Source organism: Streptomyces sp. NPDC088732 (genome assembly GCF_044751205.1).
In the GTDB taxonomy this organism is placed as follows: domain Bacteria; phylum Actinomycetota; class Actinomycetes; order Streptomycetales; family Streptomycetaceae; genus Actinacidiphila.
Map to the genome: position 1 here is coordinate 92,509 of NZ_JBIVLI010000021.1, position 12,664 is coordinate 105,172.

Annotated in this window: 11 protein-coding genes; 5 read left to right on the plus strand and 6 right to left on the minus strand. The window is 73.3% G+C overall.

Features of this window, described 5'->3' with window-relative positions; translation table 11 throughout:
* Nucleotides 1-44 precede the first annotated feature (44 nt).
* Entirely contained in the window at nucleotides 45-1,211 is a 1,167-nt protein-coding gene (locus tag ACIP9H_RS31265) for a helix-turn-helix domain-containing protein (RefSeq protein WP_401596083.1), read from the minus strand.
* Nucleotides 1,212-1,444: 233 nt separating this feature from the next.
* Between ACIP9H_RS31265 and ACIP9H_RS31270 the strand changes: the two genes are divergently transcribed.
* On the plus strand, nucleotides 1,445-1,969 hold the full coding sequence (locus ACIP9H_RS31270) for a hypothetical protein (RefSeq protein WP_401596086.1): 525 nt from the start codon (nucleotides 1,445-1,447) through the stop codon (nucleotides 1,967-1,969).
* Nucleotides 1,970-2,079: 110 nt separating this feature from the next.
* Entirely contained in the window at nucleotides 2,080-2,763 is a 684-nt protein-coding gene (locus tag ACIP9H_RS31275; protein ID WP_401596088.1) for a CPCC family cysteine-rich protein, read from the plus strand.
* A gap of 9 nt (nucleotides 2,764-2,772) precedes the next feature.
* On the opposite strand, the gene ACIP9H_RS31280 is transcribed toward ACIP9H_RS31275, so the two are convergent.
* A complete protein-coding gene (locus ACIP9H_RS31280; protein ID WP_401596091.1) occupies nucleotides 2,773-3,183 on the minus strand; it encodes an NTP pyrophosphohydrolase in 411 nt (136 codons plus the stop codon).
* A gap of 101 nt (nucleotides 3,184-3,284) precedes the next feature.
* On the opposite strand from ACIP9H_RS31280, the gene ACIP9H_RS31285 reads away from it, so the two are divergent.
* The 3 genes from ACIP9H_RS31285 (at nucleotide 3,285) to ACIP9H_RS31295 (ending at nucleotide 6,452) form a co-directional block, all read left to right on the plus strand.
* Nucleotides 3,285-4,166 (plus strand): DsbA family protein, encoded by an 882-nt coding sequence (locus tag ACIP9H_RS31285; protein ID WP_401596094.1) that lies wholly within the window; start codon nucleotides 3,285-3,287, stop codon nucleotides 4,164-4,166.
* 88 nt (nucleotides 4,167-4,254) lie between these two features.
* Nucleotides 4,255-5,499, plus strand: coding sequence for a peptidoglycan-binding protein (locus ACIP9H_RS31290; protein ID WP_401596097.1), 1,245 nt, complete (start codon nucleotides 4,255-4,257; stop codon nucleotides 5,497-5,499).
* Complete coding sequence (locus ACIP9H_RS31295; RefSeq protein ID WP_401596100.1) at nucleotides 5,496-6,452, plus strand: SPFH domain-containing protein; 957 nt, start codon at nucleotides 5,496-5,498, stop codon at nucleotides 6,450-6,452. Before ACIP9H_RS31290 ends, ACIP9H_RS31295 begins: the two co-directional genes overlap by 4 nt.
* Nucleotides 6,453-6,522: 70 nt before the next feature.
* Here ACIP9H_RS31295 and ACIP9H_RS31300 read toward each other — a convergent pair whose 3' ends face one another.
* From ACIP9H_RS31300 to ACIP9H_RS31315, 4 genes are all read right to left on the minus strand, one after another.
* Nucleotides 6,523-8,661, minus strand: a complete 2,139-nt coding sequence (locus ACIP9H_RS31300; RefSeq protein WP_401596103.1) for a 3-hydroxyacyl-CoA dehydrogenase NAD-binding domain-containing protein — start codon at nucleotides 8,659-8,661, stop codon at nucleotides 6,523-6,525.
* Nucleotides 8,658-9,878 (minus strand): thiolase family protein, encoded by a 1,221-nt coding sequence (locus ACIP9H_RS31305; protein ID WP_401596106.1) that lies wholly within the window; start codon nucleotides 9,876-9,878, stop codon nucleotides 8,658-8,660. The genes ACIP9H_RS31300 and ACIP9H_RS31305 overlap by 4 nt, the downstream gene beginning before the upstream one ends.
* Before the next feature lie 676 nt (nucleotides 9,879-10,554).
* Entirely contained in the window at nucleotides 10,555-11,790 is a 1,236-nt protein-coding gene (locus ACIP9H_RS31310) for an HRDC domain-containing protein (protein ID WP_401596109.1), read from the minus strand.
* 80 nt (nucleotides 11,791-11,870) lie between these two features.
* On the minus strand, nucleotides 11,871-12,533 hold the full coding sequence (locus ACIP9H_RS31315; RefSeq protein WP_401596112.1) for a LuxR C-terminal-related transcriptional regulator: 663 nt from the start codon (nucleotides 12,531-12,533) through the stop codon (nucleotides 11,871-11,873).
* Nucleotides 12,534-12,664 lie beyond the last annotated feature (131 nt).

Below are 12,664 nucleotides of genomic sequence, written 5' to 3' on the forward strand. Positions count from 1 at the left end.
GTGCGGACGTACGGGGCCGGTGGGAGGGCGGGTGCCGGCCCCGCTCAGCCGGTGATCGGGGTCCAGCCGTTGCTGGCGTACCAGTAGTGCGGCAGGCCCCTGATGCCGCTCGTACGGAACGGCCGACCGCGGTCGTCGATGCGCTCGGTGCCCGTGCGGCCCTGCGAGGACCAGTCGAGCTCCAGGTACCAGCGGCAGTCGCAACCGGCGGTTCGGGCGTCGACCAGCAGCGCCTCGGGATCCTTCGAGGACACCCGGTAGGGCATGGGCATCGCCGGGGTGCTGGTGCCGTTCTCACTGCCCGGGACCGGGCGGGCGATCGGCCGGCCCTTGTCCAGGTCCACGGCGAAGGAGCGGGGAGTCATGTCGCTGCCGCAGCCCTGGCCCGTGGCGTAGACGGTGCCCTTCACGGGTGCCGCCCGCCCCACGACGCGGACCCGCAGTGCCTCCAGGACGACGGCGGCCTCCGTCCGCCCCTGCACGGTGATGTCCACCAGCGTCCGGCCGCCGTGGACCGCGCCTTGCGCAAGCGCCCATGAGCCGGCGTCCTGCGGGGCCGGAGGCGGCGGCACCTGCGGGGGTGCCTTGTCGATGACGTAGTCGTGATCGCAACCGGTCTCCCAGAGCTGGGAGTTCGCGGACCAGGTGAGGGGCGCGGCGGCTGAGGGCGGTGTCGGGGAGCCGTACGGTGCGCCCGCGGTCCTCGGGGCCGCCGTGCCGGCGGCCTTGTGGTCGCCGGCGGCCCGGGAGTGCCCGGACGGCAGCAGGGACAGGCCGCCCACGGTGGCGATGGTCGCGGTCACGACAGCCGCGACGACCGCGGCACGACGCCTTGGCCAGGGCTGCCGCGGTGCTGCCGCGGGCTCGGCGGCCTCCTCCGGCACGAGCTCGGCCGCCTCGTCGGCCGCGTGGTCGTCAATGCCCGCCGGACGCGCCGCGGCGTCCTCGGTCCGGGGCCGTTGCCGTGCCGCCACCGCCAGGACCCACCGCCGGTGCAGCTCGATCCGTTCGGCCGTACTGGCCTCGCACAGCACGGCGAAGCGCTCCACGGGCGCGAAGCCGAGCGGCACGGTGTCCCCCGTGCAGTACCGGTGCAGCGTCGAGGCGTTCATGTTCAGGCGGCGGGCGAGTGCCGCGTAACTGCGGTCCGTGCGGGCCTTCAGACGCCGCAACAGCGCCGCGAACTCCTCCACCTCGTCCTGGGACGGCATCGCTTCCCCCGCTCGGCGTCCCGGGACGGCATCCCAGGCACTCCCATAAGAAGAGGTCACAGGGCCTGGGACGGTTCCACCGTTGCGGAGGTGCCGTCGTCCGTTGTGCCCGGACCGCAGTGGCGCGGACGCTCTTGCTGTCGCCGGGGCCGCCCCTGACTCCTCCTGGGTCGAGGAGGCCGCTCCGTCCATGGCGACGCACTCCCGCATCGATCCGGAACGAGGAAGCACAGATGAACACGAGGACGACCGTCCGTAAGCACGCCCGCCGTACCGCTCTGATCGCCGGCTCTGTCGCCGCGGCGGTGGCCCTGCCGTTGGGGCTCACGGCGTCGGCCCAGGGAGCCGCCCCTGCCCCCGCGGCGGTGTCGGCCGCCGCGCCGGGGCCGGTCAGCGGCACGCCCGGCCAGGCGGTGACCCGGGTCGCCGACTTCTACGGCGCGTACATCGACGCGAAGGGCGACTACGAGGACCCCGACGGCGCGCTGGCCGCGGCGCTCCGCACGCACTACCTGACGCCCGACTTCGCCCGCCGGCTGGCGACCTGGGAGGAGGAGAACGGGGCGGACGGCGTCCTGCGTGCCCAGAACGTCCCCGCGCGGTGGACGGTGCGGGACAACGGTGCCGTGGGCAACGGTCACGAGGTCGTCGTCACCCTGACCTACGGCAGCGGCGGGACGACGCAGAAGAACAAGCTCTTCGTGCTGCTGGAGCGGTACGACCGCATCGTCGACATCGAGACGACGAGCAGCCGCTGACGGCGAAGCCGCGCGGGGGAAGCGGCGAAAGGGCTGCCCGGCATCCCACCGGGCAGCCCCGGGCCGGAACGCGGTCGCGTCGCGCGGGCGCGCTCGGCCACACTGCTGCGGTGGATACCCGCCGCCCCTGTCCGTGCTGCGGTCACCTCGTCCTCGTCCTCGACGCCGGGGACGGATGGCCGGGGACCTACGTCGTCTGCCCCGTGTGCCACTGGGAGGACGACCCCGAGCGGCTGCGGTGGCCGTACCGGCGGGGCGCCGCGCACCGGGCCCCCTTGGCCGAGGCCCAGCGCAATGTCGGGGCCTACGGCGCCTGCGATCAGTACGGGCGGCGCTTCGCACGGCCGCCGGCGGACGACGAGCCGCTGGACCCCGACTGGCGCCCGATCGATCCGGCCGTGGACCTCTTCGAGGAGTGGACGGGCGGGGCGCACCGCCCCTGGCCCGAGGACCGGACGGTGCTCTGCTGGTGGCTGCCGTCCTTCTGGGGGCGTCCCGAGGAGCCGGAGCCGCAGGCGCTCCCGCGCGTGGTGATCGACGTCGGCGCGGTCCGGGGCGATCGGGACCTTCACGCGGTCCTGAAGCGCGAGCTCGGTTTCCCGTCCTTCTACGGCATGAACCGGGCCGCCTTCTGGGACGCGATCACCGGGCTGGTCCCGATGCCCGCGGAGCTGTGCTTCACCGGCTGGGCCGGTCTTGAGCGCCGGGTCCCGGAGTCGGCGGCGGCGCTCCGCGGCGAACTCGCTGGGTACGCGGCGGCCGCTCCGGGCTTCACCGTCGTGTACGACGCGTGATCCGGGCGGCTACGGGCGCACTGCCCGCGGGCCGGCCACCGCGGCGCCGTGCGCGGTCACGCGCTCGCGCAGTTCGCGGTCGGCGGTGACGACGAGGCAGGGCCGGTCCGGCGGGTCGCGGTCCGTGACGAGCTCCACGATCAGCTCGTCGCCTGGACCCGCGGCGGCCGCGACCCGGACCCCGGCGACCGCGGCCACGTCGCGGGCCGCGCCCTCCACCACGAGCAGCAGCTCCAGCGGCGGTCTGCGGGCCCACTCCGGCACGTCCGCCCGCTCCCGGAGCCCTGTCCCCGTGAGGGGGGCGAGCGCGTCCCGCAGCCGCTCGGCCGCCCCGCGCCGGTCGCGCCACCAGCCGTCGGGCACGGAGCCCACGACGTTGGCGGCGTCGACGACGACCAGCGGGACGGTGATGCGGTTCACACCCACCAGCCTGGCACAACGGCCGGGGAGGCGGCCCCCGGTTCCGCCGGGACGGCCCCCCGCCCTCATCCGGGCACCGGGCCCGGTGGTAGAAAGACCCGGTGAAGCAGACGAAGTCCAAGCGCTTGCGGTCGTACGCCGGGACCGTGGTCGTCCTGGCCGTGGTGTTCGGCGGGTCGGCCGTCATCGGCGCGCATGTGCGTTCCGAGAAGCAGCACTCGGCCAAGGCGCCGACCGGTGCCGCCGGTCAGGACAGCCTCGCCGTGCCGGTGCGGCCCGATGTCCTGCCGGTGACGCTGACGGTGTACGAGGACCTGCGTGCCCCGGAGTCCAAGGCGTTCGCCGCCGAGTACGCGGACACGTTCGCGCGGCTGCTGGCGGCGGGACAGGTCCAGATCGACTACCGCCTGGTGACGCCCTCCGACGCCGCCAACGGCGGTGAGGGCGCCCTGACCGCGGCCAACGCGGCCGCCTGTGCGCAGGACCAGGGGCACTTCACGCAGTTCGTGGACGCGCTGTGGGCCGTGCAGCCCGTCGACGTGCAGGACGACGGCCTCAACAGCGAGAAGCTGCTCAAGGCCGTGTCGCGGCAGGCCGACGGGATCGACGAGGCCAAGTTCGTGCCGTGCGTCGAGGAGCGCGACCACGACGGCTGGGTGAAGAAGTCCCAGCAGCAGTTCACCGAGGCCGGGTTCACCACCGCCCCGGTCGTGCAGGTCAACGGTGAGACGGTCACCGCCCCGACGGGCGGCGCGGACGGGCTGACGCCGGCGCGGCTGCGCGCTCTGGTGCAGAAGGCCGTGAACCTGGCGGTCCGTCAGGCCGTGAGTCCCAGCCCGAGTTCGTCGGCGGGCGCCACGGACGGCAGCACGGCGGCCGGCACCGGTACCCCGTCGGACGCTGCCACGAGCGGCACGGACACGGCGGGCATCGGCGCCGATCCGTCCGCGACCACGAGCGAGAGCGTCACTCCGGTCGGCTGATCGCGCGCACTCTTACCCCATTTCGCAGCTTTTCCTATGAAATGGGGTAAGGGGGGCGTGTGGCATCCGATTCAGAGGAGTGGTGCGCATGTCCCCGCCGGTGTTCGTCGACGTCGAGCCGCGGCCCGGTTGCGGGTGCGAGGACTGCGCCCGCACACGGTTGGTCCGGTTGACGGCGCGCAGGTCAGGACGGTTCTCCAGGCCGCATGCGGCACCCGCGGCAGTGGCGGTGGTGGCCGTGGCGGGCGCCGTCGCCGCGGTCCCCGGCGTGACCGTCGCGGCCCCGGCGCCGGCCCAGGCCGGCCCCGAACTCGCCGCAGCCCCCCTGCGCCTGTCGGGCAATGAGATCCTGGACCGGGCGCGGAGCTGGGTGGACGCCGAAGTCCCGTACCGCATGAACGAGTACTGGAGCGACGGCTACCGGCAGGACTGCTCGGGCTTCGTCTCCATGGCCTGGGGACTGAACCGCAACGAGTGGACCGGCAGTCTGCCCCGCTTCGCCTACCGCATCGACGTCGACGACCTCGAGCCCGGCGACATCCTGCTCTACCAGAGCCGCAGGAGCCCCCACGGCGGCTCGCACGTGCGGATCTTCGTCGGCTGGGCGGACGACGAGCACACCGCCTACAACGCCTACGAGCAGGCCCCGCCGCACACCCAGATGTCCGAGATCCCGCTGCCGCCGGACTCCGGCTACCGGCCCTACCGCTACAAGTACCTGAGCGAGGGCGGCGACTCCGGCGGCGACCTGTTCGACGACTTCCCCGGGAGCTGGTCGTTCGGCGCCGGTACGTCCAACGCCAACGTCACCCGCCTCGGCCGGATGCTGCGGACCCGCGGCGGCGGCCCGTACTACCAGGCCGGGCCCGGGCCCCGCTGGGGCGCGGCGGACCAGCGCGCCACCCGTGCCTTCCAGCGGGCGCAGGGCTGGAAGGGCCCGGCCGCCAACGGCATCCCCGGTCCGGCGACATGGCGCTACCTCGTCGACGGCCGGGGGGCCGACATCGGGCGGGGAGCACCGGGCCCCGCCTCCCCGGCACCCGCCGCGGCCCCCGTGCCGGCGCAGGACCCGGCCGGCACGGCGCCGGGCGCCGTCCCGGCCTACCCCGGACCCGGCGCCTTTCAACCCGGCCGATCCGGCCCCCACGTCCTCGCTCTGGGCCGGCGACTGGTCGCCAAGGGGTTCGGCACGTCCTACCGGTCCGGTCCCGGCCCCACCTGGGGCGAGGCCGACCGCCGCGCCGTCGAGGCGTTCCAGCGCGCACAGGGCTGGTCGGGCCGCGAGGCCGACGGCCACCCCGGACCCGAGACCTGGAGGCGACTGTTCTCGTGACCACCACCGACACGACGCCCATGCCCGGCTTCCCCGGCCCGAAGCCCGCGGGCCCGCTCATCCCCGCGCCGTCCCCCACCCCCCAGCTCTCCCCTGCGGGCTTCCCGCAGCAGACCACCGACTCCGACTCCGACATCGCGGAGCGCCCGGCACGCGGCCTGCCCGGCATCCCGGTGCTGGCCCTCGCCGTCACCGCGGCGCTCGCGGCGGTCGTCGTCCCGCTGCGCTTCGGCGGCGACCCGCACTCGCTGGGCTACCTGTTCACCGTCATCCTGGCGGCGCTCGCGGCCTTCGCCGCGCTGGGCCTGGCCCGGGGCCGCCCCGGCGCCGTCTGGGTGCTCACCCGGCACGGCGCCTACCGCGGCACCGTACGGCGCACGGGGCTGCTGTGGCTCAACCCGCTGCTGCCGCGGCGGCGTGTGGACATCACCGTCCGGCACTGGCGCGGCAGCCCCGTCGAGGCCACCGACTCCGCCGGCACGCCGGTGCTCGTCACCGTCCTGCTGGTGTGGCGGGTCCGTGACACCGCCCGCGCCTGCTTCGCCGTCGAGGAGCACGAGCGGTTCCTGCGGGAGCAGACCGAGGCCGCCGTGACGCGCTGCGCGTCCCGGCTGCCCGCCGACGACTTCCGCGGCTCCGGCCCCACCCTCCGCGACGTCGACATCCTCGCGGAGGAACTCACCCGTGTGCTTGCCCGGGACCTGCGCCCGGCGGGCGTCGAGGTCTTCTCCGCGCAGCCCGTGCGCGTCGCCTACGCGCCCTCCGTCGCGCCCGCCATGGAGCGGGCCCGGCTGGCGGCCCTGGACGCCCGGCACCGCCGTGCCGTGCTGGACGACGTGCTGACGGCCGTTGACGACACCGTGCGCGGCCTCACCGAGCGCGGTCTGGTCGAACTCGACGACTACGAACGCAGGGCGCTCGTACGGGACCTGACGGTCGCTTACGCGAAGTAGGCCGGCCGCCGTCACGACGAAGGGCCGCCCGGGCACGAAGCCCGGGCGGCCCTTCCCGCGTGCGGCGGCGTTACGCCGGGACGCTCGCGACGCCCGGGGCGAGGAACGGCTTGCCGTTCACCCGCTCGGAGACGCCCTCACGGTCCAGGTACGGCGTGATCCCGCCGAGGTGGAACGGCCAGCCGGCACCGGTGATCAGGCACAGGTCGATGTCCTGCGCCTCGGCGACGACGCCCTCCTCCAGCATGATGCCGATCTCCTGCGCGACGGCGTCCAGGACGCGGGCGCGCACCTGATCCTCCGTCAGCACGCTGTCGCCCTGCACCAGGAGCGCGGCGACCTCCGGGTCCAGCTCCGGCTTGAAGCCGTTCTCGGCGGTGTAGACGTAGAAGCCGCGCTTGCCCGCCTTGACGACGGCCGCGAGGTTCGCCGAGACCGTGAAGCGGTCCGGGAAGGCGCGGTGCAGCGTCTCGGAGACGTGCAGGCCGATCGCCGGGCCGACCAGTTCCAGCAGCACCAGCGGCGACATCGGCAGACCGAGCGGCTCGATGGCCTTCTCCGCGGTCGCCACCGGGGTGCCCTCGTCGATGACGTTCTGGATCTCGCCCATGAAGCGGGTGAGGATGCGGTTGACGACGAACGCCGGGGCGTCCTTCGTCAGGACCGCGGTCTTCTTCAGCTTCTTCGCCACGGCGAACGCGGTGGCCAGCGACGCGTCGTCGGTCTGCTCGCCGCGCACGATCTCCAGCAGCGGCAGCACCGCGACCGGGTTGAAGAAGTGGAAGCCGACGACCCGCTCCGGGTGCTCCAGCTTCGAGGCCATCTCGCTCACCGACAGCGAGGAGGTGTTGGTGGCCAGGATCGCCCCCGGCTTCACCACCGCCTCGACCTCGGCGAACACCTGCTGCTTGACGCCGATCTCCTCGAAGACCGCCTCGATGACGAAGTCCGCGTCGCCGAAGGCCGCGGCCTTGTCGAGCGAGCCGGAGACCAGGCCCTTGAGGCGGTTCGCCTTGTCCTGGTTGACGCGGCCCTTGAGGAGCAGCTTGTCGATCTCGCCGTGGACGTAGCCGACGCCCTTGTCCACGCGCTCCTGGTCGATGTCGGTGAGGACCACCGGCACCTCCAGGCGGCGCGCGAACAGCAGCGCCAGCTGGGAGGCCATCAGACCGGCACCGACGACGCCCACCTTGGTGACCGGGCGGGCCAGGTTCTTGTCGGGGGCGCCGGCGGGGCGCTTGGCGCGCTTCTGCACCAGGTTGAAGGCGTAGATGCCGGAGCGCAGTTCGCCGCCCATGATGAGGTCCGCCAGGGCCTCGTCCTCGGCGTCGAAACCGGCCGACAGGTCACCGCTCTTGGCGGCGGCCATGATGTCCAGCGCCCGGTACGCGGCCGGGGCGGCGCCGTGCACCTTGGAGTCGGCGAAGGCACGGCCCTTGGCGACGGCCTCGTCCCAGGCCGCGCCGCGGTCCACCTCGGGGCGGATGATCTGGATCTCGCCCTTGAGGACGGCGGCGGTCCAGGCGAGCGACTGCTCCAGGAAGTCCGCGGCCTCGAACAGCGCGTCGGCGATGCCGAGGTCGTAGACCTGGCCGCCCTTCAGCTGCTTGTTCTGGTTGAGCGAGTTCTCGATGACGACGCTCACCGCGCGCTCCGCGCCGATGAGGTTCGGCAGCAGCGCGCAGCCGCCCCATCCCGGGACCAGGCCCAGGAAGACCTCGGGGAGGGAGAACGCCGGGATCGCGTCGGAGACCGTGCGGTACGAGCAGTGCAGGCCGATCTCGACACCGCCGCCCATGGCCGCGCCGTTGTAGAACGCGAACGTCGGCACCGCGAGGCCCTGCAGGCGGCGGAAGACGTCGTGGCCGCTCTTGCCGATGGCCAGCGCGTCCTCGCGGCGGCGCAGCAGCTCGACGCCCTTGAGGTCGGCGCCCACCGCGAAGATGAACGGCTTGCCGGTGAGGCCGACGCCGACGATCTCGCCGTCCGCGGCCTCCTTCTCCACCTGGTCGAGAGCGGCGCTCAGGTTGGCCAGCGACTGCGGGCCGAAGGTGGTCGGCTTGGTGTGGTCCAGGCCGTTGTCCAGGGTGATGAGCGCGAAACGCCCGGCGTCCTGGGGGAGGTCGAGGTGGCGCACGTGCGCCTGCGTCACGACCTCGTCCGGGAACAGCTCGGCGGCTCCCTTGAGGAGCTCGGCGGTGGTGGTCACTTGCTGCCTCCGTCGAAGTGCGGGTTCTCCCAGATCACGGTGCCGCCCATGCCGAAACCGACGCACATGGTGGTCAGGCCGTAGCGGACGTGCGGCTGCTCCTCGAACTGACTGGCCAGCTGCGTCATCAGACGGACGCCGGAGGAGGCGAGCGGGTGGCCGAACGCGATGGCGCCGCCGTACTGGTTGACGCGCGCGTCGTCGTCGGCGATGCCGTAGTGGTCGAGGAACGACAGCACCTGCACGGCGAACGCCTCGTTGACCTCGAACAGGCCGATGTCGGAGATCGACAGGCCCGCCTTGGCGAGCGCCTTCTCCGTCGCCGGGACCGGGCCGATGCCCATGACCTCGGGTTCGACGCCCACGAAGGCGTACGACACCAGGCGCATCTTGACCGGGAGGCCCAGCTCCCGGGCGACGTCCTCGGCCGCGATCAGCGACGCGGTGGCACCGTCGTTCAGACCGGCCGAGTTGCCCGCGGTCACATTGCCGTGGGCGCGGAACGGGGTCTTCAGGCCCGCCAGGTTCTCCAGCGTGGTGCCCGGGCGCATCGGCTCGTCGGCCGTCGCCAGGCCCCAGCCGGTCTCCCCGCCCTCGGGGGAGGTGCGGCGCACCGAGACCGGCACCAGGTCCTGCTGGATCCTGCCGTTCGCGTACGCCTTCGCGGCCTTCTCCTGGCTGCGGACCGCGTACTCGTCGGCGCGCTGCCGGGTCAGGTGCGGGAAGCGGTCGTGCAGGTTCTCCGCCGTCATGCCCATGAACAGGGCGGAGTCGTCGACCAGCTTCTCCGACACGAAGCGCGGGTTGGGGTCCACGCCCTCGCCCATCGGGTGGCGGCCCATGTGCTCCACACCGCCGGCCACCGCCACGTCGTACGCGCCGAAGGCGACACCGCCGGCGACACTGGTCACCGCGGTCATCGCGCCCGCGCACATGCGGTCGATCGAGAAGCCGGGCACCGACTTGGGCAGCCCGGCCAGGATCGCGGCCGTACGGCCCAGGGTCAGGCCCTGGTCGCCGATCTGGGTGGTCGCGGCGATGGCGACCTCGTCGATCCGCTCCGGGGAGAGGGCGGGGTTGCGCCGCAGCAGCTCCCTGATGGACTTGATCACCAGGTCGTCGGCACGGGTCTCGTGGTAGATACCCTTCGGGCCCGCCTTGCCGAACGGGGTGCGGACGCCGTCGACGAAGACGACGTCCCTAGCGGTACGAGGCACGTTGGCTCTCCTCAGGATGCGGGTTCGCTTGCCGCGGGCAGAAGACGGCGGCTCCGGGCTCCATGCTACTCATCGGTAACCGATGTGCCCAGTGCGGGTGTGCGGGGTCACACGTTGTGTCTTCCCCGCTTTTTCCCCCACCCTCCCACCCGTGTGCCCCATGAAGTCACGCACCCCGACGCCAGTCGTTGGGGGACCAGGTGCGGGGCCTCCGGGGCTGCCATTCTGGACAGCACATTTAGGTGCCTCAGGTGCCCGGTTTGATCACTCCGGGTTGTGCACCCAAATATGCTCCAGCGTCCAGAACGCCACCCCTCCGACCCCGCCCCCTCCGTAGCTGCAAGCGCCTGATCCCCGGTGGGTGGTGTTGAGCGGCACCGTGCTCGGGCACTCGTTGGCGCAGCGCCAACAAAGTGCGCAGCCGTCGCCGCCCACAGCACTCCCACCGGCCGTAAGTCGCCCCAACCGGCCCGGGAGGGGGTGCGCCGGGGTCCGCCCGCAGGCGACGAGCGGAGACTGCGGTGCGCAGCCGTTGGCGTAGACCGCGAGCGCCGAGGACGGATCCCGGAGCGGCGCCGACCCCCCAGGAAACAGAGCGGGGCCCGCACTTACCGCGCCGGGCACACGGGTGGGAGGGCGGGGAAAAAGCCCAGGCAGAAGGAAGCGCAGCGCGGCCTCAGGGGTGGGCCGCGAGCGCCTCCGCGAGGATGGGCGTCGTGAGCTCGACCTGCCAGCGCCGCGCCCCCGCATCCGCGAGGAACTCCGCGACAGCGTCCCGCGTCCGCTCCCGCGGCGGCGCCCAGCACAGGCGCCGTACGGTGTCCGGGGTGATGAGGTTCTCCTGCGGCAGATTGAGCTGCTCCGCGAGTTCGGAGACGGCGCTCCGCGCCGCCGTGAGGCGGGCCGCGGCGACCGGGTCCTTGTCGGCCCAGGCGCGCGGCGGCGGGGGGCCGGTGAAGGCGGGGCCCGGCTGGGGGAGCTCGCGTTCGGGGATGAGGCGGGCGTGGTCGATCGCGGCCTGCCACTGCTCCAGTTGGCGCCGTCCCATGCGGTGCCCGAAGCCGGGCAGTGCGGCCAGCGCGTGCGCGTTCGCGGAGGGCTCCAGGGCCGCGGTGACGATGGCGGCGTCGGTGAGGACGCGGCCGGGGGAGACGTCGCGTTCGCGGGCGAGCCGGTCGCGGAGGTTCCACAGTTCGCGGACGACGGCCATCTGGCGGCGGCGGCGCACCTTGTGCATGCCGGAGGTGCGGCGCCAGGGGTCGATCCGCGGCGGGGGCGGCGGGGCGGCCGCGATGGCCTCGAACTCCTGCATCGCCCAGTCCAGCTTGCCCTGCTCGCGCAGTTCCGCCTCCAGCGCGTCGCGGAGGTCGACCAGGAGCTCGACGTCGAGCGCGGCGTAGCGCAGCCACGGTTCGGGGAGCGGCCGGGTGGACCAGTCGACGGCGGAGTGCCCCTTCTCCAGGGCGTAGCCGAGGACGTTCTCCACCATCGCGCCGAGTCCGACCCGTGCGAATCCGGCCAGGCGCCCCGCGAGCTCGGTGTCGAACAGCCGCGTGGGCCGCATGCCGGCCTCGTCGAGGCAGGGCAGGTCCTGCGTGGCGGCGTGGAGCACCCATTCCGTGCCGTCCAGCGCCTCGCTCAGCGGCGACAGGTCGGGGCAGGCGACGGGGTCGATCAGCGCGGTCCCTGCTCCGGTGCGGCGCAGCTGGACCAGGTAGGCCCGCTGTCCGTAGCGGTAACCGGATGCGCGCTCGGCGTCGACGGCGACAGGTCCGGAGCCCGCGGCGAAGGCCGCCACGACGTCGGCGAAGGCCTCCGGGCTTGCGGTCACCGGCGGGATTCCCTCGCGCGGGTCCAGCAGCGGGACCGGCGCCGGTGGTGCTTCTGTTGCGGTCTCTCGGGCGTCGGTCACCAGTCAAGAGTATCCGTGTACGGCGGGCGCCCGCCGACGGAACGTTCCGTCGGCGGGCGCAAAGGGGCCGGTGAACGCGATCAGTGGATGATGCCGGTACGCAGCGCTACCGCGACCATTCCCGCGCGGTCGCCCGTGCCGAGCTTGCGGGCGATGCGCGCCAGATGGCTCTTGACGGTGAGCGCGGACAGGCCCATCGAGACGCCGATCGCCTTGTTCGACTGGCCCTCCGCGACCAGCCGGAGCACTTCGACCTCGCGGCCCGACAGTTCGCGGTAGCCGCCGCCGTGGCCGGGGGCGCCGGGGGGCCGGCGCTGGATGCGCTGTCCTGCCGCGCCGATGGGGGCGCCGCCGGGGCGTCCGGGGATGCCGAGGTTGGTCCGCGTACCGGTCACGACGTAGCCCTTGACGCCGCCGGCGAGGGCGTTGCGGACGGCGCCGATGTCGTCGGCGGCGGACAGGGCCAGGCCGTTGGGCCAGCCCGCGGCGCGGGTCTCTGCGAGCAGGGTCAGCCCGGATCCGTCGGGGAGGTGAACGTCGGCGACGCAGATGTCTCGGGGGGTGCCGACCCGCGGCCTGGCCTCAGCGACGGAGGACGCCTCGATCACGTCGCGCACCCCGAGCGCCCACAGATGGCGGGTCACGGTGGAGCGAACGCGGGGGTCGGCGACAACCACCATTGCGGTCGGCTTGTTCGGGCGGTAGGCGACCAGGCTTGTGGGGTGCTCGAGAAGAACCGACACCGGGCCTCCTGGGACTTGGCTGAAAGGGTCACAGGTTCCTTCGGCAGCAACTTCGCCCGGCTTTAGAGAAAGATCACGATTTGTTTAGTAACAATTCCGGCAATTCGGACGCCCTGTCGATCGTTGTCGAT